Genomic DNA, 23380 nt, shown 5'->3' with positions numbered 1-23380 from the left:
CAGAAGTGCGAAAACCCTTGTGCCCGTGTTCGCGGCGCTCGCCCTCACCGCGGCCCTCCAGGCTCCCGCCGAGGCCGACACCGCGTTCCAGAAGTACGTCGCCCTGGGCGACTCCTACGCCTCCGGCCCCGGCATCCCGACCCAGGTCGTCCCCGGGTGCGAGCGCTCGGACCACAACTACGCCCACGTCCTGGCCGAGGCGCTCGAGCCCGCCGAGTTCACCGACGCCACCTGCGGCGGAGCGACCACGGCGGCGCTCACCACCTCACAGAAGGAGGGGGTGCCGCCCCAGCTGGACGCCGTGACCGCCGACACCGACCTGGTCACCCTCACCATCGGCGGCAACGACGTCGGCTTCGTCGACATCTTCACCTCCTGCGCCCTCCTCACCTTCGGCGAGTGGTGGAGCAACCCCTGCCAGAAGCGCTACACGGCCGGCGGCACCGACCAGATGGAGGCGAAGATCGCCGCCACCGCGCCCAAGATCGACTCCGCGATCCGGGCGATCCGCGCCCGCGCCCCGCAGGCGGAGATCGTCGTGACCGGCTACCTGCGCATCGTTCCCGACTCGGGCGGGTGCTGGCCCGCCCTGCCCTTCGCCCCCGGCGACGTCCCCTGGCTGGCCGCCAAGCAGCGGAGCCTCAACCAGATGATCAAGTCCCGGGCCGAGGCCAACGGCGCCGTCGGCGTCGACCCCTTCCAGGCGAGCACCGGACACGACGCCTGCAAGAGCGCCGCCGTCCGCTGGACCGAGCCGTCCCTGGGCTCCGCCACCAGCCCCGCCCATCCCAACGCCAACGGCATGGCCGCCGTCGCGAACCTCATCGAGGACGCCCTCGGCGCATGACGCCCGTCCCGACCGGGACGGGCCGCGCTTCCCGAGGTGACGGCATCCCAGGATGATGGGACCCCGCGTCCGGCGATGTCGTCGCCGGCGGATGCGCTCACGCTCCGGACGCGGGGCAGGTCACTTCAGAATGTGGGGATAGGCCGCGCCGAACCAGGCCAGCTCGTCCTCGTCGAGGGTGCCGAGCTCGAAGGAGCGGCGGCCCCAGGACTCGATCATCTTGATCATCGCGGCCGGGTCGTAGACGTCCCGCTCGCACCGGAACCGGCCGTCGCCCGCGTAGTCCAGGATGGTGATGTTGTTCTCCTCGAAGGAACTGCCGTCGCCCGGGTCGCGCATGACGTTGCGCAGCTCGCAGACGACCCTGCCGCGCTCCACGTCCACCAGGTGCCAGGCCTCCGGGTAGTGCATGGCGGAGCCGGGGAAAGGGCTCAGCGTGCTCATGACCCAGGGCCGGATCTGCTCGTGGCCCTTCATCTCGCCCACCATCGGGTCGACGTAGGTGGCGTCCGGCAGGAACAGTTGCACGAACGGCTCCCAGTCTCCCGACTCGGCCGCGGCCGTGACCGTACCGGCGTGCAGGTGGAACGCGTCTTCCAACTCTTCGTTGGTCCATGTCCGACTCATGAGTGTGAGCTTCCCTACACGTCTCCGGCCGCGACGAGAGGCGCTCCCGCTGATCGGGAGGCGACGCCCGCGGGGGGTGCGGACACCGGCTGATCGGCCTCTGTTTCCAGGTCATCGCGTCCCTGGAGTAGGTTGCGGGGGTGACCACCCAGCGCAAGCCCCGTGGCCCCTACCGCAAGGGGATCCAGCGACGGGAGCAGATCCTCGACGCGGCCCTGGAGGTCTTCTCCCGGCACGGCGACCGCGGTTCCTCCCTGCAGGAGATCGCCGATCGCGTGGGGCTCTCCCTGCCCGGGCTCCTGCACTACTTCGGGTCCAGGGAGGAGCTGCTGCTCGCCGTGATCGAACGGCGCGACGTGCTGGACACCGAGAGCCGGACGGTGAAGGAGGAGGCCGAGGTCCGCAGCCCGGGCGAGGCCGTGGTGCGCACCGTCAGGCACAACATGGAGCAACCCGGCCTGGTGAAGCTGTTCGTGGCGCTGTCCGCGGCGGCCACCGAGCCCGCGCACCACGCTCACGGCTTCTTCACCGACCGGTACCGGGACCTGGTCCTGACGATCCGGAAGGGTCTGGAGAGCGGCCAGGAGAACGGCGAGATCCGCGCCGACGCGAACGCGGAGCACATGGCCCGCCTCCTGCTCGCCATCTCCGACGGTCTGCAGATCCAGTGGCTGATGGACCCGTCCGTCGACATGGCGGCGATCGTCGAGACCTTCAACCTCCTCTGCCAGGCCGCTCCCGACCGGGAATCAGAGCCCGGGCGGTGACCGGAGCGCCCTCTCCGAGCGCCCGCGGGTCTTCCCGCCGTTCCCCGCGCGGCTAGCCGGCGGCGGCGCGTCCGGCCCGGCGGCCGAAGAACGTGCCGTCGCCGATCGACGTGCCGCTGACGTAGCCGTCGCCGTGGATGCCGGCGGAGGCGCGTCCCGCCGCGTACAGGCCCGGGATCGGGCGGCCTGTCACGTGCAGCACCTCGCCGTCCACCGTGGTGTGCAGGCCGCCGAGGGTGAAGCCGGAGATCCCGGTGGCCTCGCGGCGATTCTCCGCCAGCCTCGCCAGGACGCGCGGGTCGATGGCGGCGAAGGGGGCCTTCAGCTCGCGCAGCCACTTGGGGTTCTTGTGGAAGAGGGCGTCCTCTCCGAGAGCGGCGTGCCGGTTGTACGTCGTGACGGTCGTCTCCAGCGCACCCGCGGGAATGCCCAACTCCTCCTCCAGCTCGGCCAGGGTCTCGGCGACGTGGTCCGGCGGCATGGCCGTCGGGTTCCGCGCGGAGTAGGCAGCGAAGCCCTCCTCGTCGAGGATCACCCACCAGGGTGCGGGCTGGTGCAGCGCGGCGTGGCTGAACAGGCCGGGGTAGACGTCCTCGTTGATGAAGCGCTGCCCGAGCGCGTTGACCAGCATGCCCCGGCAGGCCGCCTCCGGCATCACGATCAGCGCCGCTTCCACGGACGCCATGCGCCGGGTGGCGGCGCCGAGCGCGCATGCCATCCGGATCCCGCTGCCGTCGTCACCGCCGTCGCTGACCTTGCCGTGCCCCGACAGCAGGGGCGCGTGATGGGAGACCATCTCCTCGTCGTCGACGAAGCCGCCGGTGGTGAGGACGACGCCCTTGCGCGCCCGGTAGTGCACCTCCTCGCCGAACCGCCTGGCCACCACGCCCGCCACGCGCCCTGAGGCGTCGACCACGAGCGCGGACGCCCGGGTGTCGGTGTGGGCCCGTGCTCCGGCCGCGGTCGCCGCGGCGGCCAGCCTCTCCATGAGGAGACCGCCCGCGAAGCCTTCCACCGGCGGGCGGTGGCCCCGCGGGACGGGGCGGGCGAGGGTGTCGTACGGCCAGGCGTTCTCGCCCAGCCACATCAGTCCGTCCTTCGTCGGTGCCATCCAGCCCGGCTCGCCGTACAACGACTCCTGGAAGGGCACCCCGCAGGCGCGGAACCACTCGAAGTGCTCGACGCCGCCCTCGCAGTAGAGCCGCAGCTTCTCCTCGTCGACGTGGGGGCCGAGCGCGGCGTGCAGGTAGGCGTACATGTCCTCGGGCGTGTCGTCGAAGCCGCACGCCTTCTGCACCCGGGTGCCGCCGCCCAGGTAGACCTCCCCGCCGGACTGGGCGGTGGATCCGCCCGGCCCGGAGAACCGCTCCAGCACCAGCACGTCCGCCCCGGCGGCCGCGGCCTCGCGGGCGGCGGCCGCGCCGGCGCATCCGAACCCCACGACCAGGACGTCGGTCTCGTGGTCGAACCGCGCCACCTCCGAGAGCGGCACCGGTTCGGCGGGAATCCGGAGTCCGGATGGCGGTGTCTCGGCGTGGTCGTTCGTCATGGGCGCCTCTCCTCGATGGCCGTTCTCCCCGTCCGCCCCTGCCTCGCCCCCGAGCGTCAGGGGTGGTCAGCGTAGGGAGGAGACCGGCCCCCCAGGAAGCCCACCTTCCCGCTGAGCGGGAGGTTCCACTCGGCGATGCGACCGAGGGTGATGATTCCGGCACTCCACGAGAAGCCGTTTCCAAAAGCCTAGCTTTACTCGGTTTTAAGGATTAGTGTCCCCGGTCACAGACCCCCTCTCGAGGAGACCCCATGACCTCTACCGCGGCCTCCCCCCGCCACGGGGCGGGCGGCTCGGGCTTCGGCGTGCGCCTGGTCCTGATGCTGATCTCGCTGCTGTGGTCGGCCCAGCTCATGTCGGTCATCGGCCTGCTGGCGGGCAACGCCCAGGCCGAGATAGCCGTGCACTTCCAGACCACGCAGATAGCCTGGTTCAGCCTGGTCACAGCGCTGGTCGGCAGCTTCATCACCCCCTTCGTCCTGAAGGCCGCCGACCTGTACGGCAAGAAGCGCGTCATGGTGGCCCTCACCGTGCTCGGCCTCGCCGGAGACCTGATCGCCGCGCTGGCCACCGACTACTCGACACTCCTCGTCGGCCGCGCGGTGGCCGGCTTCTACGCCCCGATCGTGGCGCTCGTCTACGCCATCGCCCGCGACGTGTTCCCCTCCCGCCTCGTCGGGCCCGCCAGCGGGTTCATCGGCGGCGGGATCGGCCTGGTGGCGCTCGGCGGCCCGTTCCTGTCCGGCTGGCTGCTGGACGGCCACGGGTTCCGCGGAGTGCTGTGGTTCCTGGTCGCGGCCACCGCCCTGAGCCTGGTCCTTCTCCTGGTCTTCGTGCCCGAGAGCCCCGTCCGCGGTGAGCGCACGCCCGTCGACTGGCTCGGCGGCCTGCTGCTGGGAGGCGGCCTCACCACCGCCCTCTACGGGATCGGCAAGGGTACGGAATGGGGCTGGTCCAGCGGCCGGACCTTCGCCTTCATCGGCGGCGGCCTCCTGGCGCTCGTCCTCTTCGTCATCGTCGAGAGCAAGGTCTCCCACCCGCTGTACGAGCTGTCGATGCTGACGCGCCGCCCCGTGTGGACGGTGTTCCTGACCACGGCGATCCTCGCCGGGACCGCCTTCTCCGCCGGGACGGTCAACCAGCTGCTCGGCCTGATGCCGAAGATCCCCACCGTCTCCGACGGGCTGGGCTTCACCGCCACCAAGCTCGCTCTGATCGGCGCCCCCGCGAGCGTTCTGATCGTCGTGGTGTCCGTGGCGGCAGGCGCCCTCGCCCGGCGCTTCGACACCCGGATCCTGCTGGCCGCCGGAGCGCTGAGCTCCGCCGCCGGGCACGCCCTCCTCTCCTGGTTCCACCACACCGTGACGCAGCTGATGATCGTCGGCCTGCTCAGCGCGATCGGCATCGGTCTGATCGCCGCCCTCGTCCCCGTCCTGGTCATCGAGGTCGTCTCCCCCGAGGAGCAGGCCCGCGCGAACGGCATGCAGGGGATGCTCCAGGGCGTCCTCCTGTCCCTGGTCACCCAGCTGATCTTCGTGGTCCTCGCGCAGAACGGCACGGTCATGCAGGGCACCCGGTTCTACCTCGACGCCGGCTACACCCACGCCTTCCTGCTGGCGGCCGGCTTCTTCCTGGCGGGACTGCTCTCCATCGCGCTGATCCCCCGGGTGAAGCGCCTCGACGAGGCAGAGACCGGTCAGGCGGTCGTCTGATCGGTCCTTCCACCGAGCCGGGCGGCACCGACCGCCCGGCCTTTTCCACGTGAACCCTACGAAAGGACGCTCATGACGAACTTCCCCGAAGGCTTCCTCTGGGGCGCCGCGACCGCAGGACACCAGATCGAGGGCGGCAACACGCTCAGCGACCACTGGGCGATGGAGCACGTGCCCCGCTCACCGTTCACCGAGCCCTCCGGAGACGCCTGCGACGGCTACCACCGCTTCACCGAGGACATCGCGCTGCTGGCGCAGGCCGGTCTGAACACCTACCGGTTCAGCGTGGAATGGTCACGGATCGAGCCCGAGCCCGGCATGTTCTCCCGTGCCGAGCTCGACCACTACCTGCGCGTGGTCCAGGCCTGCCACGACGCGGGAGTGACCCCGGTGGTGACGCTCAACCACTTCACCGTGCCCGCGTGGCTCGCCCGGGACGGCGCCTGGAACAGCCCCGAGGCCCCCGGCAGGTTCGCGCGCTACTGCGAGGCCGTCGCCACCCACATGGCGGGTGCCGTCCCGTGGTACTGCACGCTCAACGAACCCAACCTCGGCGCGATGCTCTCCATGGGCGGCACCATCCCCATGGCCTCCCTCGAGGAGCTGGGGGTGGTGGAGCGGCCCGACCCCGAGGCCGTCCGGGCTTTCGCCGCCCGGATCGGCGGCGACGAGCGCATCGCGCTGCTCGGCAACCCCGTCCCCTCCGCGGAGGGGATCGCCCATCTCATGGAGGCGCACCGCCGGGGCCGGGACGCCGTGAAGCGGGTCGACCCTTCGGCGAAGGTCGGCTGGACCCTCGCGATACCGGACTTCCACACGATTCCAGGCGGAGAGGAGATCGCCGGCCTGGTGCGCGAGAAGTCCCTGGAGAACTTCCTGCTCGTGTCGAGGGAGGACGACTTCGTGGGCGTGCAGACCTACACCCGCGAGGTCCTCGGCCCCGAGGGCCGGGTGCCGCTCCCCGAGGACGCCCCCAGGTTCCAGACCGGATGGGAGGTGTACCCGCAGGCCCTGGGCAACTCGGTCCGCCTGGCCGCCAGGGTGGCGCGGGTGCCGGTGCTCGTCACCGAGAACGGCATGGCCACGGCCGACGACGCGCAGCGCGTCGCGTACACGGCCGAGGCCCTCCGCGGCTTGGAGGAGTGCCTCAAGGAGGGCGTGGACGTCCTCGGCTATCTGCACTGGAGCCTGCTGGACAACTTCGAATGGCATTCGGGGTATGCCATGACGTTCGGCCTCGTCGCTGTCGACCGCGTCACCTTCGAGCGCACCCCCAAACCGAGTCTCGGCTGGCTCGGGGCCGTCGCGCGGAGTAACGGCGCGTCCTTCTGAGCCACCCCGGCGAGGCCGGAGAGGAGGAGAAAATCCCTCCCGCAGAGCGGGAAGCTCTCCGGTCATCGCCGTGCTCCGTCTGGTCACATGTCTCCCAAGTCACACCCCTTCAAGAGGACGGAACCGTATGGCTGCCGGCTCAGACGGCGCTCCGGTGTCGATGATCGAGCGGGTCGTGCGCGTCCTCGACGCCTTCGACGGGGTCGCCCGGCTCTCCCTGGCCCAGGTCGTCCAGCGCACCGGGCTGCCGCGCTCCTCAGTGCACCGCATTCTGGACCAGCTCGTCGCGGTCCGCTGGCTCTCCCGCGAGGGCAACGACTACCGGCTGGGCATCCGCATGCTGGAGCTGGGGTCGCTGGCCCTCCAGCAGGACACCCTGCACGACGCGGCGCTGCCCGTGATGCGCCAGCTGCACGCCTCCAGCAAGCAGATCGTCCACCTCGCGGTCCTCGACGGCATGGAGATCGTCTACCTGGAGAAGATCGGCAACCCGCCGAACATGGACCTGCCGTCCCGGATCGGCGGGCGCGCACCCGCGTACTGCACCGGAGTGGGCAAGGCGATCCTCGCCTACGCCGACGCGGAGGCCGTGCAGGAGGTGCTCGACGGCGGGCTGCGGGCGCGCACGCGTTTCACGATCACCGATCCCGCCCAGTTCGTCCGCGAGCTGCGGCGGATCCGGGAGCGAGGCGTGGCGTTCGACCGCGAGGAGGCGATGCGGGGCGTCGGGTGCGTCGCCGCCGCCGTGCGCGGGCCGGGCAAGGCGGTCGCGGCGCTGTCGGTGTGCGGACCCGTCCGCCAACTCGACTTCGCCCGGCTGGCGCCCGCCGTCCAGCAGGGGGCGCTGCGCATCTGGCGCGCGGTCGGGCTGGGCGCCCCCAAACCCGCCCCGCGCGTCGCCGACGCCCCCGCACCGGGCGATTGGCCCGCCGGAGCACTGGACGCCTGGGCCACCTGGCCCCGCCTGACCGACTGGTTCTGACCTCCGGCGGGCGCGGCAGCCGTCCGTGAGACGCCGCCGCGCCCGCCGCCAACCGCACATCAGCACTACAGGAGCACTCATGACGTCCAGCCCTCCCGCCTGGGACCACGAGGTCGACGTTCTCGTCGCCGGCAGCGGCGCAGGCGGCATGACCGGCGCCATCGCCGCCCACGACGCCGGCCTCTCGGCGCTGCTGGTGGAGAAGGCCGCGTTCTTCGGCGGCTCCACCGCGCTGTCCGGGGGCGGCATCTGGATGCCCAACAACCCCACCCTCAAGGCCATAGGCCGCGGCGACGACCCCGCGGACGTCCGCCGCTACCTCCAGGAGGTCGTGGGCGACCGGGTCTCCCCCGCCCGGCTGGACGCCTACGTCGAGGAGGGGCCCAAGGCGCTGGAGATGCTGTACCGGGTGAGCCGCCACATGGACTTCACCTGGTGCCCCGACTACTCCGACTACCACCCCGAGCTGCCGGGCGGCCGCCCGCGCGGCCGCACGATCGAGCCCGGCCCGATCGACGCCAAGCTCCTGGGCGAGGACGAGAAGCACCTCCTCCCCGCCAGCCTCCCCTCGCCGATGGGCCTGTGGTTCACCGGCTCGGAGGGGCGCAAGCTCATGCTCGTCCGGCGCACCTGGTCGGGCAAGTGGATGATCCGCGTCGCGGCCTGGCGCGTGGTCAGCAACCTGTTCCGCCGCCGCCACATGAAGACGCTGGGCGCCTCGCTCGCCGTCCGGCTGCGCCTGACGATGAAGGACCTGGGCATCCCGCTGTGGCTGAAGGCCCCCATCACCGAGCTGGTCGTCGAGGACGGCCGGGTCGTCGGCGCGGTCGTCGAACGCGACGGCCGACCGGTCAGGGTCCGGGCGCGGCGCGGTGTCATGCTCGCCACCGGCGGCTTCGACCACGACCCGGAGATGCGCGAGCGGTACCTGCCCGAGCTGGGCCGGGACGACCACAGCGCAGGCGCCGCCGCCAACGTCGGCGACGGCATCCGGATCGGCGAGAAGGCCGGAGCCGCCCTGGACCTCATGGACGACGCCTGGTGGATGCCGTCCATCAAGCGGCCCGACGGGAGCGTCTTCCCCCTGGTGACCGAGCGGTGCATCCCCCGCATGGTCATCGTGGACCAGAAGGGCGAGCGCTTCACCAACGAGGCGGCACCCTACGTCAACTTCGTCCACGCCCAGCTCGAGGGCGGCCACGTGCCCGCCTACGAGATCCTCGACGCCAAGGCCCGCGCCCGGTACCAGTTCGCGGGCATCATGCCCGGTCAGCCCTTCCCGAAGGACTACTACACCTCCGGTCTGGTCACCAGGGCCGACACCCTCTCCGAGCTCGCCGAGCGGATCAAGGTCCCGGCCGACGCCCTTCAGGCGACTGTCGACCGGTTCAACGTCTTCGCGCGCAACGGCCGCGACGAGGACTTCGGCCGCGGGGACAGCAGGTACGACCACTACTACGGCGACCCCACGCTGCCCAACCCCAACCTCGACGAGATCGACGGCGGACCGTACTACGCGATCCGGATCGAGGCGGGCGACCTCGGCACCAAGGGCGGCCTCCTCAGCGACGAGCACGGTCGGGTCCTGCGCCCCGACGGCGGCGCGATCGAGGGGCTCTACACGACCGGCAACGCCTCGGCCTCGGTGATGGGCAACGAGTACGCCGGCGCGGGCGCCACCATCGGCCCCGCGATGGCGTTCGCCTACACCGCCATGCGGCACGCCGCGGCGCACCCCTCCGGGGACTGAACCCCCGACGACTCGGCCCCGGTCTTGAGGCCTCCCGGTCAACGGGAGACCCCCAGGCCGGGGCCGAGTCGTCAGCAGGAGGTCATGCCTCCGGCGGGGTGAACGCGGCCAGCGGCTCGGAGCCGGACCAGTCGTGGCCCCAGTAGCTGTCGGCGGTGATCTCCTCGGCGGTGTAGTGCGCCTCGTCGACGAGCATGCCCTCGCAGCCGTACTCGATGTCCCAGCCGCCGGGGGCCCGGACGTAGAAGGAGACCATCTTGTCGTTGGTGTGGCGGCCCAGCGTGGAGGAGAGCGAGAAGCCCTGCTTGTTCACGTTGTCCAGGGCGCGGCCCACCGCGTCCAGGGTGTCGACTTCCACCATCAGGTGCACCAGGCCGGGATCGCCCGTGAACGGGGCGGGGCAGACGGCCAGGCTGTGGTGGCGCCGGTTGACGCCCATGAAGCGGACCCGCACGTGGTGGCCCGGGGCGACCTCGGCCACCTTCATGGCGCCGCGCGGCAGGAAGCCGAGGACCTCGGCGTAGAAGGCGAGGGTCTCCTCCTGCCGCAGGGCGGGGATGACCACGTGGCCCATGCCCTGCTCGCCGGTGACGAACTTCTGGGCGAGGCCCGTCCGCAGCGGGCCGTGGTCCAGGACCGGACCGAAGAACACCTCCACGGGGGTGCCCGACGGGTCCTTGAAGGCGATGGCCTGCTCGACGTCCAGGGCGGTGGCCTCCGCAGGGGAGAGCGCGGCGACCTCGACGCCGGCCTTCTCGACGGCCTCGCGGACGGCGGCCAGCGCGTACTGGTCGCGGACCTCCCAGCCGACGGCCAGCACCCGGTCGGCATCCCCGGGCAGCACCGCCAGCCGGTACCTGCGCTCGTCCATGCGCAGGTAGAGGCCGTCGGGATCCGGGCCCGAGCCCTCGGCGAAGCCGAGGCCCTCCAGCGCCAGCTCGCGCCAGCGCGCGAGGTCGCTCGCCTGGACCCGCAGGTAGCCGAGTCCCTTGATGTGCGTCATCGCTTCTTCTCTTTCTTCTTCGTCCTCGGGGATCTCTCCCGCCCGGCGGGGTCAGATCATCGCGCGGAGCGGTCCCAGCGGCGGCTCGATGTCCAGGTCGGTCAGCGCGGAGACGTGGTAGACCGGGCCGGGCACGTGGATGGCGTGGGCCAGGCCCATGTGCACGTCGCGCCAGACCCGCTGGATCGGGTTGTCCAGGCGCAGGGCGTTGCCGCCCGAGCGCATGACGATCTCGGTCGTCGCGTGCGCGGCCCGCCAGGCCGCCCGGACCTGGACGCGTCGGCCGGCGGCGCGCTCGCCGAAGGTGATCTGCTTCCCGGCGGCGACCTTGTCGTACATCTGGCACGCGTTGTCCAGGAACCGGCTGCGGGAGGTGGCGATCTCCTCGGCGGCCTCGCTGATCGCGGTGAGCATGTACGGGTCGTCCTTGACCTTCGTGCCGGTGATCTGCGTCCGCTCGCGCTGGTAGGCCAGGCCCAGGGCCAGCGCTCCCTCGGCCATGCCGATCACCGCGGAGGTGATGCCCAGTGGGAACGCGCAGGAGAACGGCAGGTGGTAGAGCGGGTTGGTGTGCCCCGACGCGGCGACCGCGGACCCGTCGATGACCTTGCCGAACTCGATGGCCCGGTAATCGGGGACGAAGGCGTCCTTGACGATGATGTCCTTGCTGCCGGTGCCCTTCAGCCCGGCGACCTCCCAGGAGCCCTCGACGATCTCGTAGTCGGAGCGCGGCAGGATCAGGTGCAGGCCGGTGGGCGGCTGGGCGACGTTGCCGTCCCTGTCGCCGAGCATGCCGCCCAGGAAGATCCAGTCGCAGTGGTCGGTGCCGGACGAGAACTGCCAGCGGCCGTTGAAGACGTAGCCGCCGTCGACGGGGCGGGCCACGCCCATCGGGGCGTAGGGGGAGGCGATCCAGGTGTCCTGGTCCTCGCCCCAGATCTCCTCCTGCACCTTCGGGTCGGCCAGCGCCATCTCCCAGGGGTGCACGCCGACGATCCCGGCGACCCAGCCGGTGGAGCCGTCCTTCGCCGCGATCGCCATCACCGCCTCGGCGAACTCCCGGGGGTGGGTCTCCAGGCCGCCGTGCGCCTTCGGCTGCAGCATCCGGATCATGCCGGAGTCGCGCAGCACCTTGGCGGCCTCGTCGTCCAGCCGGCCCAGCCGCTCGTTCACCGGGCCGAGGGCGGTGATCTCCTCGGCCCGCTCCATGATCCTGTCCAGGACGCGTTCGGTCATCCTCGTGTCTCCGTGGGTCTCTCCGGCCGCGCGGCCGGTGTCGGGGTGGTTCCGCACCAGGCGGATGAGGGGCGGGGGCGGTCCCCCGCGGGCGCGGCCGCCGTCAGGCCGTGTCCTTGCGGGTCAGGAAGGCGAGCACGGCGCTCTCCCAGGCGTCCTTCTGCTCGATCATCACCCAGTGGCCGCAGTCGGGGAAGACGTGCACCTCGACGTCGCGGATGGTGCGCATGGGCAGCAGCGCCATGTCGACGGGGCTGACCCTGTCGTCGCGGCCCCAGGTGATCAGGGTCCTGGCCCTGAGCCTGTGCAGCATCGCCCAGTAGGGCGGGGTGTCGGCCGCCTCGGCGGCCTTCATCGCCGCCGTCATCGCGGCGCTGCCGTACATGCGGCGGGCTGCGGCCAGGGTCTCGGGGTCGGTGGCCTGCGCCCAGCGCTCCTCGATCAGCTCCTCGGTGACCAGGGCGGGGTCGTAGACCATCGCGTTCAGCCAGCGGACCAGCTTCTCGCGGCTGGGATCGTCGGTGAACTCCATCAGCAGCTTGATGCCCTCGCCGGGAGCGGGGCTGAAGACGCTGCGCCCCAGGCCTCCGACGGTGACCAGGCGGCGCACCCGGTCGGGGTGGGCCAGCGCCACCTGGGCGCCGACGATGCCGCCCATCGAGTTGCCGACCACGTCGACCTGGGTCAGCCCGAGCCCGTCGAGGAACCGGACGACGGCGCCGGGCGCCGCGAGCATCGGGTGCTGGTCCGTCGGGTCGCTCACCCCGAATCCGGGGAACTCCAGGATCAGGCACCGGAAGTGCTCGGCGAACCGGGCGAGGTTGCCGCGGAAGTTGCGCCAGCCGGTGACCCCCGGCCCCGAGCCGTGCAGGAACAGCAAAGGCGGCCCCTCGCCGGCCTCGTGGTAGCGCAGCACGCCCTGGTCGGTGGCGAGCTCGCGCAGTGTCGACGCGTAGGTCGGCTCCCTTGTCATGGGGCTCCTCGGCTTCCTAGGGGTGGCTTATCCGGAACCTAGGTGCGCCGTCAGGGCTCTGACCTCCCCCTCTCCCGCTCACTGGGAGACCTGAGTCACAGAGTCTCCTGGTCGGCGAGCGGCCGCCCGCCGGGGCCGTGCCCGTTTCTCGATGTGGAACGCTGCTGTACACGCTGTGACATATGCGGACCTGCCGAAGGCGATGGCGACGGACAAGATCGCAGGTCGAGGCGCCTCCCGTTGAACGGGAGGCGCCATATACATGTGTCGGCGGTCACAAACAGTCTCTCTCTGCATGTAACGCGGATCACGCGGACCGAAGGAGAGCACCTCGCCATGAGGCTGAACAGGATCACGAAGGTCGGAGGAGCGGTTCTCGCCCTCGCTCTGACCGCCGCCGGATGCGGCTCCAGCAGATCGGGGGACGCCGTCACCGGCACGGACGGCGACAAGCCCTCCGCTTCCACCTCGGCGTTCGGCGACCTGCCGTCGCCGTGCGGGCCCGGTTCCGCCAAGGGCGCCACCGGCCAGGGCGTCACCGACACCGAGATCAAGATCGGATACGGCGACGACCGCGGTTTCACCGCCGCTCCCGGCCTGGGGGAGGAGAACGGCGACGCGATCGACGCGATGATCAAGTGGTGCAACGAGCAGGGCGGCATCCTCGGCCGCAAGATCACCGGAACGCGTTACGACGCCGCGCTGACCAACGCCGCCTCGGTGGTGCAGAAGGCCTGCGCGTCCGACTTCATGCTGGTCGGGCAGGGCTTCGCCTACGACGAGGCCTCCGAGCCCATCCGAGTCGGCTGCGACCTGCCGACGGTGCCGTCCTACACCGTCGGGCCGAACGCCAACATGGGGCCTGACAAGTTCGAGCCGGTTCCGTTCCCGGTCGACCGCTACAACGCCTCGGGCCTCGCCCAGGCGCTCGAGCTCGTCCCCGAGTTCAAGGAGAGCCCGACGATGGTGCTCTCGGACTCCCCGCCGGTCCAGGCGGCGAGCGCGAAGGTCGCCACGGTCCTCGGGCAGCTCGGCGTCAAGGTCAAGGACTGCGGCATCAGCATGAGCCAGAACGGCGAGGCGAACTACGTGCCGTTCGCCCAGAAGTTCAAGGACTGCGGCGCCTCCGCCCTCTGGACGAGCAACGGCCCCATCCCCAGCCAGATGGGCCTGTTCGAAGCGCTCGGCCGGGTCGGCGCCAAGCCCCCGAAGGTCGTCGAGTCCCAGTGGTACAGCGAGGTCGCCTCGCAGTGGAACAGCAAGTCCGGCGCGGCCGACGGGCTGATCACCGCCCTGTACTTCCAGCCGTTCGAGAACGCCGAGAAGGTCCCCGCGGTCAAGCAGTACCTCGACCTCGTGCGCGCCGACGGCGGCAAGCCGGCGACGCTGGGCATGTCCGCGGCTTCGGCGTTCCTGCTCTGGGCGACCGCGGCGAAGGGCTGCGGCGACGGCCTCACCCGCGACTGCGTGACCAAGGCGCTGTCAGAGGTCCACGAGTGGACGGGCGGCGGCCTCCACGCCCCGACCGACCCGGGCGGCAACCTGCCGAGCAGCTGCGCGCTGGTCGTCCGGCTCGACGGAGGCACCTGGAAGCAGGTCTCCCCCGAGACGCAGGGCGAGTTCGCCTGCGACAAGAGCAAGGTCGTCGAGCTCGACCCCAAGCTCTCGGGCGTGAAGCTGAACGGCGACCGGTTGTCGACGGCGTTCCTCAAGAACTGATCCGCTGCCGGCGGTCGGCCCCGGTCCACGACGGACCGGGGCCGCGAACGATCGGGATGTGCCTGTGACCACCTTCCTCACCTACACCGCCCTGGGCCTGGTGCTCGGCGCGGTCTACGCCATCGCCGCCTCCGGCCTGGTCCTGACCTACAACACCTCGGGGATCTTCAACTTCGCCCACGGCGCGCAGGCGATGATCGGCGCGTTCACCTACTACCAGCTCGACGTGGCGTGGGACCTTCCCGCGGGAGTCGCCCTCGTCGTCGTCCTGGGCGTCCTCGGCCCCGCGATGGGTTGGATCCAGCACGCCCTCATCATGCGCGGGCTGCGCGACACCGAGCAGATCACGCGGATCGTGGTGACGGTCGCGATCATGCTCGGCCTCGTCGCGCTGGCGCAGTGGCTGTGGGATCCGCAGGAGGCCCGGGTCCCCGGGATGCTCTTCGGCGTCGACCGGACGGTCACCGTCCTCGGGGTCGTGCTGCGCTACCACGAGGTGCTCTGCCTCGTCATCGCGGTGGCCCTGGCCGTCGGGCTGCGCGTGCTGTTCAACAGGTCGCGGCTCGGCGTGCTCATGCGGGCCACCGTCGACGACCCGGACCTCCTGAGCCTGACCGGGCACGACCCCGACCGGGTCTCGGCCCGGGCGTGGATGCTCGGCTCCACCCTCGCGGTCCTGGCGGGCGTCCTCATCACCCCGGTCATCGGCGGCCCCCTGGAGGCGAACGCGCTCACCCTCCTGGTCGTCGACGCGTTCGCCGCGGCGCTCTTCGGAAGGCTCAAGAGCATCCCGCTCACCTTCCTCGGCGCGATCGTGCTCGGGCTCATGAACAGCTACCTCGTGGCCTACGCGCCGTCCGAGTGGACCTGGGTCGGCAACCTGCGCCAGTCGCTGGCCATGATCGTCCTGTTCGCGATCCTGATCCTGCTCAGGCACGAGCGGCTGCGGGGCACCGCGACCCGTTCACGGGAGCGGTACGAGGTGCCGACGGTCCGCCGGGCGGTCGTGTGGGGCGGCGTGTTCGTCCTCGCCGTCCTGGCCTTCCGCCAGATCATCGACCCCTCGTCGGTGGGCGTCCTGCAGCTCGGCATCGCCTTCGCCGTCATCGCGCTCTCCCAGACCCTGCTCACCGGGTACGCGGGAGAGCTGAACCTGGCGCCGCTGGCCTTCTCCGCCATCGCCACCCTCGTGGCCTTCCACGCGGGGATCCAGGGCGAGGGCCTCGACGCCAGGATGAGCGTCGGCGGCCTGGTCGCCGGAGTCGTCGCGGCAGCGGTGACCGGGGCGGTCGTCGCGATCCCGGCGCTGCGCCTGCGCGGGCTGTACCTGGCGCTCGCGACGCTGGCCTTCGGCGTGTTCGTCTCCTCGATGATCCTGCGCGACATCCAGGAGCACACCCTCTTCGGGAAGACGTTCGCGATCTTCCCGAACGGCAACCTGCTGTTCCCGCGGCTGGCGATCGGGCCGGTCGACCTCGCCGACGACGACGTCTTCCTCATGGTCACCGCAGTGCTGTTCGCGGTGCTCGGCGTCGGGCTGGTGGCGCTGCGCAACAGCGGCTACGGCCGCCGCCTCGCCGCGATGAAGGACAGCCCCGCGGCCTCGGCGATGCTCGGCCAGCGGCTGCTCCGGCTCAAGCTGACCGTCTTCGCGCTCTCGACCGCGATCGCCGGACTCGGCGGCATCCTGATGTCGATGGCCCTCCGGTCGGTCACCAAGGAGCACTTCGTCTTCACGCTGAGCCTGTCGCTGGTGATGCTCGCCGTCATCGGCGGCATCGGGTACGTCAGCGGAGCCCTGTTCGGCGGGCTGATCGCCGGCGCCGGGCTGACGGCGATCGTGACGCTGCTGAGCGACACCGCGACCGCGCACCCGCAGTTCGAAGGAGCCCTCGGGCTCGTCTCCCACATCATCCTGGTGGGCGCCGGGCTCGCCGGGATCGGCATCGCGCAGAACCCCAGCGGCATCCTCCACGACGTCTTCGCGGCCCATCGGCGGCTGGCGAAGGCGCCCGAGATCCGGTACGGCGCCGCCGCGGTCCAGGGCGCGCTCTACGCGCTGGCCTGGTTCGACGTCCTGGGGACGGGGACGTTCCTCCTCCTCAGCCTCGTGCTGTGGCTGAGCCTGCCGTCGATCGGGGCGGCGCTGCGGCCGGAGAAGGTCCCGGGCGCCTCCGCGCGAACCGTGCCACCCGAGCTGATCGGGGTCGACGCGGACTACCCGCCCGGCCTCGCGCGCCGGCTGGACGAGCAGCTCGGCGTCAACGTCCTGCGAGACGAGAAAGGAGTGTCCCATGCCGGTGCTTGAGACCACGGGCGTGAGCGTCCGGTTCGGCGGGAACATCGCGCTGCGGGACGTCAGCCTCACCATCGAGCCCGGTCAGGTGACGGGGCTCATCGGCCCCAACGGCGCGGGCAAGACGACCATGTTCAACTGCGTCACGGGCATGCAGTCCGTCGCGTCCGGACGTGTCGTCCTCGACGGCAGGGACATCACCGGCCTCGGGCCCGGCCGCCGCGCGCGGCTGGGGATGGCGCGCACGTTCCAGCGCCTGGAGCTGTTCCTGTCGCTGAGCGTCCGCGACAACATCCGGGTCGCCGGGGACATCGTCCGCGCGAACACGCGGACCCGGATCGACGTCGAGGCCGAGACCGACCGGATCCTCGAACTCGCCGGCCTCGCGGACATCGCCGGCGAGAACGTCGCCGAGATCCCGACGGGCCGCGCGCGGGTCGTCGAGGTGGCCCGCGCACTGATGACGCGGCCGAAGCTCCTCCTGCTCGATGAGCCCGCATCGGGGCAGACCGAGCAGGAGAGCGAGCGGTTCGCCGACCTGCTGCGCGAGCTGGCCGCCGACGGCATCGCCGTCTGCCTGGTCGAGCACGACCTCCCGCTGGTGATGTCGCTCTGCTCCACGATCCACGTCCTCGACCACGGGACGCTCATCGCCTCCGGGACCGCCGCCGAGGTGCAGCGCTCCCCCGAGGTCATCGCCGCCTACATCGGAACGGAGGCCGTCGCATGACGACCCCGGAAGCACCGCCGGTCGTCGAGCTGCGCGGCGTCCACGCGGCGTACGGCGACATCGAGGTCCTCCACGGCATCGACCTCACCGTGCCCGCCGGGTCGGTGGTCGCCCTCCTCGGGCCGAACGGCGCCGGGAAGACGACGACGATGAAGATCGTCAGCGGGCTCGTCCGCCCCACCGCGGGGCATCTGCGCTTCTCGGGGCGCGACGTCACCGGCATCACGGCCGTGGAGGCCGCCGGTCTCGGCGTGTGCTCGATCCCGGAGGGCCGGGGGGTGTTCGCCAACCTGACGGTCCGGGAGAACCTCTGGGTCTCGGCCGGAGAGCGCGCCTCCCTCGAGGACATGGAGGAGGTGGCGTACGCGCGGTTCCCGCGCCTGAAGGAGCGCCGCGACCAGCTCGCCGGCTCGATGTCGGGCGGCGAGCAGCAGATGCTGGCGCTCTCCCGCGCCCTGGGGACGAACCCCGCCGTGCTCCTGCTGGACGAGCTCTCGATGGGGCTCGCCCCCATGGTGGTCTCCGAGATGTACGAGGTCGTCGCGGGCCTGGCCGCCGAAGGCGTCTCGATCCTCCTCGCCGAGCAGTTCGCCCGCATCGTCCTGCCGCTGGCGGACCTGGCCGTCCTGATGGTGAACGGACACGCCGTCCGCACCGGTTCACCGGCCGAAATCGAAGAAGAACTCTCCACCGCCTACCTGGGAGGCTGACATGCTCACCGACACCCGCCGCGCCGAGTTCCACGACTCCGCCGCGGCGCACGGACTCAAGACCGGATCGGCCAAGACCGACCGGCCGGTCCGCGTCATCGGCGTCCTGATGATGATCGCCGGCATCGTCGGCGCGTTCGTCGCCTACAGCGCCTCGCTCTCGCAGAGCGACCTGCGCGACATCGCGTCGAGCCAGGTCCTCGCGATCGCCTTCGGCGTCGTCGCGATCGTCGGCGTCGGCTTCTACCTGGCCGCGGCCCTCGCCCAGGTCCTCCGCCTGTGGCTGCTCCGCCAGCTCGTCGACAGCAAGGAGCGCACCGACCAGCTCGCCGCGGCACTGCTCTCCCTCACCAAGACCGACGAGACCGCCGACGCCACACCGTGAGCCCGTGGCTCCTCGCCTCCTCCACGACGGCGAAGCCCCCGCCGGGTCCGGGACCCGGCGGGGGCTTCGGCCCGCGGCGGACGCTACATGTGAATGGAGCCGGCGGTGAGGCCGCCGTCGGCGATGAACTCCGAGCCCGTGCAGAAGCTGGACTCCTCGCTGGCGAGGAAGACCATCAGGTTGGAGATCTCCTCCGGCGCGGCCAGGCGCTTCAGCGAGTTCTGGTTCCGGTCGATCTCGGTCACCCCTGCCTCGGCCGCCTCTCCGGCGATCATCGGGGTCATGACGGCGCCCGGGTGCAGGGAGTTCACCCGTACGCCGTGCTCGGCCAGCTCCAGCGCGGCGGACTTGGTGAGGCCGCGCAGGCCCCACTTGGAGGCGGTGTAGCCGTGCATCCCGGCCACGCCCTCCATGCCCGCCGCCGAGGAGACGTTGATCACCGAGGACGGGCGGGACTCCGCCAGGGCGTCGCGGGCCGCGGTCAGGCCGAGGAACGCGCCCGTCAGGTTGATGTCCAGGATGCGCCGCCACTGCTGCTCGGTGTAGGCGCCCAGGGGGCCGCCGTCGAGGATGCCGGCGTTGTTCACCAGCACGTTCAGCTTGCCGAAGCGCTCCACGGCCGTCTTCACGGCGGCGTCCCACTCTTCAGCGACGGTGACGTCCAGATGGACGTAGGCCGCCGCGTCTCCCAGTTCCGCGGCCAGCTTGAGGCCGGGCTCGTCGGTGATGTCGCCCAGCACGACCTGGGCGCCCTCGGCGACGAAGGCGCGCGCGTGCGCGGCGCCCATGCCCGAGGCCGCTCCGCTGATCAGGGCCACCCGGCCCGCGAGTCGTCCGCTCATGCTCGTTGTTCCTCCTGGGGGGTTCCCGGCTCAGGCCAGGACGCAGTGGGTCTTGGTGAAGATCGTCGGCATGCACTTGTTGCAGTGGATGCACAGGGACGGGGTGGCCGGCTCCTTCTGCATGCGGTTGAGGAGGTCGGGCTCGCGCAGCAGGGCGCGGGCCATCGCCACGAACTCGAAGCCCTCCTCCATCGCCTTGTCCATCGTGGCGCGCTGGGAGATACCGCCCAGCAGGACCAGCGGCAGCTTCAGCGCGGCGCGGAACTGGCGGGCGCTCTCCAGGAGGAACGCCTCCTGGTAGGGGTACTCCCGGATGAACTTCTTGCCGACCAGCTGCACGCCCAGCTTCATCGGCTGGGGGAAGGTCTCGGCGAACTCCCGGATCGGGGCCTCGCCGCGGAACAGGTACATCGGGTTGAGCAGGGAGCTGCCCGCGGTCAGTTCCAGGGCGTCCACGGAGCCGTCGCGCTCCAGCCACTGGGCGACCTGCAGGCTCTCGTCCAGCCAGAAGCCGCCGGGAACGCCGTCGTCCATGCCGAGCTTGGCCAGGATCGCGATGCGGTCGCCGACGGCCTCGCGCACGGCGCGGGCGGCACCGAGGGCGACCTTGGCGCGGTTGGCCAGGGAGCCGCCGTACTCGTCCTTGCGCTTGTTGACCTTCGGGCTGAGGAACGAGCTGGCGAAGTAGTTGTGGCCCAGGTGGATCTCGACCGCGTCGAAGCCCGCCTCGATCGCCAGGAGGGCCGCGTCCGCGTGCGCCTTGGTGATGCGTTCGATGTCGGCGGCGGTCGCCCGGTGGATCTTCTGCATGGACAGCGGGCTGAACGTGGCGGTGGGCGCCAGCGCCGGCACGCGGTTGGACTTGCCGTTGGCGACCGGGCCGGCGTGGCCGATCTGAGCGGAGATCGCGGCGCCCTCGGCGTGCACGGCCTCGGTCAGGCGGCGCAGACCGGGCAGCGCCTCGGGCCGCATGAGGATCTGGTCGTACTCGGTGCGGCCTTCGGGGGCCACCGCGCAGTAGGCCACGGTGGTCATGCCCACGCCGCCGGCGGCGTGGGCGCGGTGGAACTCGATCAGGTCGTCGCTGACCATCGCCTTCGGAGCCATGTGCTCGAAGGTCGCGGCCTTGATGACCCGGTTGCGCAGGGTGACCGGGCCCAGCTGGGCCGGGGCGAAGACGTCAGGGGTGGGCATGCGTCCTCCAGGGTGTCAGAAGGTCATCGGGGTGGGCTGGGCGTCGGTCCGCATGGCCGCGTCGGTGCCGCCGTCGACGTACAGGACGGCTCCGGTGGTGTAGCGGGCCTCGGGCTTGAGGAACTGGTGCACCCAGAAGGCGATGTCCTCGGGACGGCCGAAGATCCCCAGCGGCATCGGAGTGGGGAACTCGTCGGCGTTCAGGTCCTCCTCCTTGCCGGTGGAGCCGAGCATGAGGGGGGTGAGGACCGCGCCGGGGGCGATCACGTTGAGCGTCACGCCCTCGCGCGCCCACTCGGGGGTGACGGCGGTGCGGCGCACCCAGCGGGCGATCGCCAGCTTGGAGGAGGCGTAGGCGCCGATCGAGGGCACGATCGCGGTGATCTCGGCCGGCATCGCGGCCTGGGCGGCGTCGGCGTGCTCGCGGGTGGCCGCCTCGTCCCCGGAGAGAGCGAGTTCCACCAGCTTGTCGTCCACCAGCGGGACGGTGGAGGCCGAGTTGGAGCCGATCACCACGGCGCGTCCGGCGCCCGAGGCGGCCAGCGCGGGGCGCAGCGCCTCCAGCAGGGCCGTGACGCCGAAGTAGTTGATCGACATGACTCCGGCGGCGTTCGGCATGTCCGGGCCGACGCCCGCCACGGCCGCGACGCCGTCGAGGGCGCCGCCGCTGAGCTCGAGGATCCGCTCGGCCGCCGCGGCGCGGCCCTCAGGCGTGCTCAGATCGGCGATCACCTGCGCGTCGCGCAGGTCCACGCCGATCACGGTGTGTCCTTCGGCGGTGAGCAGGGCCGCGGTCGCGGCGCCCATGCCCGAAGCCGATCCGGTGACGGCGAAGGTCGCCATCTCCCACCTCGCTCTCGCTCCGGCTCCTGGACCCTCCAGGGGCCAATCATCATTCAATCAGTGATTGACAGATGATTGCGCAAGTTGTGGTGCAATGACCAGATGTCCGCTGAGAATTCTTCGACCCGCGACCGCCTGCTGGCCGCCGCCGAGCGGCTCTTCCTGGGCAAGGACCCCGAGCAGGTCTCGGTGCGCGCCATCAACGCCGAGGCCGGGCTGAACCCGGGAGCGGTCCACTACCACTTCGGGTCGAAGGAAGGGCTGGTCGCCGCCCTGCTGGAACGCGAACTCGTCCCGGTCTGGGCCGACAGCCTGGCGCCGGTGATCCACCGGTCGGAGCACCCCGAGGAGGGCGAGCCGTTCTCGGTGGCGGACCTGGTGGCGGCGATCGTCCAGCCGTTCGAGGAGCTGATCCGCACCGAGAAGGGCCGCACGCTCTGCCACCTGCTGGCCTGCACCGCCCTACCCTGGTGGCGGATGCCCGTCTCCTCCCCCTGGTTCAGCTCGGCGCCGTTCGAGGTCATGCTCGGCCGCGCCATGCCCGGCCTGCCCGTGCGCGAGATCTCCGAACGCTGGCGGCTGACCTTCACCCTCCTCCTGGAGATCTACGGCTACGCCTCGGCCCCCTCCTCCTCCCAGCCCGCCGTCCGGTCCGAGACCGTCACCGCCTTCCTCACTGCCGGCCTGACCGCCCCCGTTCGCTGAAGGCCCCCGGCCTCCAGCGAACGGGTGCCGTTCACTGGTGGGCGCCGCCGTCGACGCGGATCTCGGTGCCGGTGATGAAGGCCCCGTCGTCCGAGCCCACCATCGCCACCACGCCCGCGATGTCCTCCGGCTGTCCGAAGCCCTGGCCGATCACCGCGTTGAGCTTGAGGAAGAGGTTCCAGTCCACGTCCTCGGGCACCAGCGAGGCGATGTTGTTCGTGATGCCGCTGCTCACCCCGCCGGGCATGATGTTCACCGCCCGCAGGCCCTGCTTGGCGTACTCCTGCGCGATGGAGTGGGTGAACGACAGGATGCCGCCCTTGCTGGCCGAGTAGGCCGCCATGTACGGGTGGCCGAACTGCGCGGAGGTCGAGCTGAAGTTCACCACCACTCCCCTGCCGGACTCCAGCAGCGCGGGCAGCACCGCCCTGGTCATCAGGAACGTCCCGGTCAGGTTGATCCCGATCACCCGGTTCCACAGGTCCAGCTCGCACTCGTGGGTGTGTGCGCCGCGCAGCATCCCCGCGGCGTTGACCAGCACGTCCAGGCCGCCCAGTCCGGTGATGGCGGTGGCGACGCCCTCGTTCACCGCGGTCTCGTCGGAGATGTCGATCACGTCGGTGACCAGCCGTCCGCCGTTCCCGGCCTCCGTCGCCAGCCGCGCGGTCTCCTCCAGCCCCTCCTTCGCGACGTCCACCGCCACCACGCGGCCGCCCTCGGCGAGCAGCCGCAGCACCACGGACCTGCCGATGCCCGAGGCCGCTCCGGTCACCAGCACGCGCCGGTCCGAATAACGCTTCATCAAGTCCTCCTGGTCGAGTTCACGGGTCTCCGCCGAGCCACCCGGCGGAGCTTCTCCACCGGGCCGTTCCGGGCTCTCGAGATGCGGATCCGCGCTCGGCGACGCATGGTGCCCCGTCGAAACGCCGGTCCGCGGCCCCTGGCCCCGCGGTACCGCCATCCTAAAACCAAGCCAGACTCGGTTTTAGTCTTGACTGTACTGAGAATCGCCCCTACCCTCACCTGAGGACGAGGCCGATCGAACCCGAAAGATCCACGGATCTCGCCATTTGCCGATCACATTCGACGGGCGACCGATCTTTTCTTCCTTCCCCTCGGAACCCACCGGAGAAGAGAAAGAACAACGGTTCTCCATAGCGCCTCCACAAGGGTGGGCA

Annotated in this window: 21 protein-coding genes; 12 read left to right on the top strand and 9 right to left on the bottom strand. The window is 71.1% G+C overall.

Annotation, left to right across the window (positions count from 1 at the left end):
• Positions 1-25: 25 nt before the first annotated feature.
• Positions 26-847 carry an SGNH/GDSL hydrolase family protein gene (locus ABD140_RS21720; protein ID WP_344242749.1) on the top strand — a complete coding sequence of 274 codons (822 nt, stop codon included), beginning with the start codon at positions 26-28 and terminating at the stop codon, positions 845-847.
• A 120-nt stretch (positions 848-967) separates the two neighbouring features.
• Here the strand turns inward: ABD140_RS21720 and ABD140_RS21715 are convergent, their stop codons facing one another.
• Entirely contained in the window at positions 968-1474 is a 507-nt protein-coding gene (locus tag ABD140_RS21715) for a nuclear transport factor 2 family protein (protein ID WP_344242748.1), read from the bottom strand.
• A gap of 140 nt (positions 1475-1614) precedes the next feature.
• On the opposite strand from ABD140_RS21715, the gene ABD140_RS21710 reads away from it, so the two are divergent.
• Positions 1615-2241: a TetR/AcrR family transcriptional regulator gene (locus ABD140_RS21710; RefSeq protein WP_344242747.1), complete on the top strand. Its 627-nt coding sequence runs from the start codon at positions 1615-1617 to the stop codon at positions 2239-2241.
• 52 nt (positions 2242-2293) lie between these two features.
• Here the strand turns inward: ABD140_RS21710 and ABD140_RS21705 are convergent, their stop codons facing one another.
• The gene (locus tag ABD140_RS21705; protein ID WP_344242746.1) at positions 2294-3790 is read right to left on the bottom strand and encodes an FAD-dependent oxidoreductase; all 1497 of its coding nucleotides are present in this window, start codon (positions 3788-3790) and stop codon (positions 2294-2296) included.
• Between the two features lie 251 nt (positions 3791-4041).
• Between ABD140_RS21705 and ABD140_RS21700 the strand changes: the two genes are divergently transcribed.
• The 4 genes from ABD140_RS21700 to ABD140_RS21685 all read left to right on the top strand — a co-directional run bounded on the left by ABD140_RS21700 (position 4042) and on the right by ABD140_RS21685 (position 9566).
• Complete coding sequence (locus ABD140_RS21700) at positions 4042-5502, top strand: MFS transporter (protein WP_344242745.1); 1461 nt, start codon at positions 4042-4044, stop codon at positions 5500-5502.
• 72 nt (positions 5503-5574) lie between these two features.
• A complete protein-coding gene (locus tag ABD140_RS21695) occupies positions 5575-6834 on the top strand; it encodes a glycoside hydrolase family 1 protein (RefSeq protein ID WP_344242744.1) in 1260 nt (419 codons plus the stop codon).
• Positions 6835-6961: 127 nt separating this feature from the next.
• Positions 6962-7816: an IclR family transcriptional regulator gene (locus tag ABD140_RS21690; RefSeq protein WP_344242743.1), complete on the top strand. Its 855-nt coding sequence runs from the start codon at positions 6962-6964 to the stop codon at positions 7814-7816.
• Positions 7817-7895: 79 nt separating this feature from the next.
• A complete protein-coding gene (locus ABD140_RS21685; RefSeq protein ID WP_344242742.1) occupies positions 7896-9566 on the top strand; it encodes an FAD-binding protein in 1671 nt (556 codons plus the stop codon).
• An 82-nt stretch (positions 9567-9648) separates the two neighbouring features.
• Here the strand turns inward: ABD140_RS21685 and ABD140_RS21680 are convergent, their stop codons facing one another.
• From ABD140_RS21680 to ABD140_RS21670, 3 genes are all read right to left on the bottom strand, one after another.
• Positions 9649-10569 carry a VOC family protein gene (locus ABD140_RS21680; RefSeq protein ID WP_344242741.1) on the bottom strand — a complete coding sequence of 307 codons (921 nt, stop codon included), beginning with the start codon at positions 10567-10569 and terminating at the stop codon, positions 9649-9651.
• 51 nt (positions 10570-10620) lie between these two features.
• Positions 10621-11805, bottom strand: a complete 1185-nt coding sequence (locus tag ABD140_RS21675; RefSeq protein ID WP_344242740.1) for an acyl-CoA dehydrogenase family protein — start codon at positions 11803-11805, stop codon at positions 10621-10623.
• Positions 11806-11908: 103 nt separating this feature from the next.
• Positions 11909-12778 (bottom strand): alpha/beta fold hydrolase, encoded by an 870-nt coding sequence (locus ABD140_RS21670; RefSeq protein ID WP_344242739.1) that lies wholly within the window; start codon positions 12776-12778, stop codon positions 11909-11911.
• Between the two features lie 336 nt (positions 12779-13114).
• Here ABD140_RS21670 and ABD140_RS21665 point away from each other — a divergent pair, with 336 nt between their 5' ends.
• The 5 genes from ABD140_RS21665 to ABD140_RS21645 are packed head-to-tail and all read left to right on the top strand — an operon-like array spanning position 13115 to position 18618.
• Positions 13115-14497, top strand: a complete 1383-nt coding sequence (locus tag ABD140_RS21665) for an ABC transporter substrate-binding protein (RefSeq protein ID WP_344242738.1) — start codon at positions 13115-13117, stop codon at positions 14495-14497.
• Between the two features lie 58 nt (positions 14498-14555).
• Positions 14556-16805, top strand: coding sequence for a branched-chain amino acid ABC transporter permease (locus tag ABD140_RS21660; RefSeq protein ID WP_344242737.1), 2250 nt, complete (start codon positions 14556-14558; stop codon positions 16803-16805).
• Positions 16792-17523: an ABC transporter ATP-binding protein gene (locus tag ABD140_RS21655; RefSeq protein ID WP_344242736.1), complete on the top strand. Its 732-nt coding sequence runs from the start codon at positions 16792-16794 to the stop codon at positions 17521-17523. Before ABD140_RS21660 ends, ABD140_RS21655 begins: the two co-directional genes overlap by 14 nt.
• Positions 17520-18233 carry an ABC transporter ATP-binding protein gene (locus tag ABD140_RS21650; protein WP_344242735.1) on the top strand — a complete coding sequence of 238 codons (714 nt, stop codon included), beginning with the start codon at positions 17520-17522 and terminating at the stop codon, positions 18231-18233. The genes ABD140_RS21655 and ABD140_RS21650 overlap by 4 nt, the downstream gene beginning before the upstream one ends.
• 1 nt (position 18234) lies before the next feature.
• The gene (locus tag ABD140_RS21645) at positions 18235-18618 is read left to right on the top strand and encodes a hypothetical protein (RefSeq protein ID WP_344242734.1); all 384 of its coding nucleotides are present in this window, start codon (positions 18235-18237) and stop codon (positions 18616-18618) included.
• 83 nt (positions 18619-18701) lie between these two features.
• Here ABD140_RS21645 and ABD140_RS21640 read toward each other — a convergent pair whose 3' ends face one another.
• The 3 genes from ABD140_RS21640 to ABD140_RS21630 are packed head-to-tail and all read right to left on the bottom strand — an operon-like array spanning position 18702 to position 21497.
• Positions 18702-19460, bottom strand: coding sequence for an SDR family oxidoreductase (locus tag ABD140_RS21640; RefSeq protein ID WP_344242733.1), 759 nt, complete (start codon positions 19458-19460; stop codon positions 18702-18704).
• A 30-nt stretch (positions 19461-19490) separates the two neighbouring features.
• Positions 19491-20654, bottom strand: coding sequence for an NADH:flavin oxidoreductase (locus ABD140_RS21635; protein ID WP_344242732.1), 1164 nt, complete (start codon positions 20652-20654; stop codon positions 19491-19493).
• 15 nt (positions 20655-20669) lie between these two features.
• Positions 20670-21497: an SDR family oxidoreductase gene (locus tag ABD140_RS21630; protein ID WP_344242731.1), complete on the bottom strand. Its 828-nt coding sequence runs from the start codon at positions 21495-21497 to the stop codon at positions 20670-20672.
• Between the two features lie 102 nt (positions 21498-21599).
• On the opposite strand from ABD140_RS21630, the gene ABD140_RS21625 reads away from it, so the two are divergent.
• Positions 21600-22202, top strand: a complete 603-nt coding sequence (locus tag ABD140_RS21625; protein ID WP_344242730.1) for a TetR/AcrR family transcriptional regulator — start codon at positions 21600-21602, stop codon at positions 22200-22202.
• 31 nt (positions 22203-22233) lie between these two features.
• On the opposite strand, the gene ABD140_RS21620 is transcribed toward ABD140_RS21625, so the two are convergent.
• Positions 22234-23004 (bottom strand): SDR family NAD(P)-dependent oxidoreductase, encoded by a 771-nt coding sequence (locus ABD140_RS21620; protein ID WP_344242729.1) that lies wholly within the window; start codon positions 23002-23004, stop codon positions 22234-22236.
• Positions 23005-23380 lie beyond the last annotated feature (376 nt).

The sequence above is a fragment of the Actinocorallia libanotica genome, from assembly GCF_039525175.1.
GTDB classification, from domain to species: Bacteria; Actinomycetota; Actinomycetes; order Streptosporangiales; family Streptosporangiaceae; genus Actinocorallia; species Actinocorallia libanotica.
The sequence above is the reverse complement of the archived record's forward strand: the minus strand, read 5'-3'. Positions and strand labels throughout refer to the sequence as shown.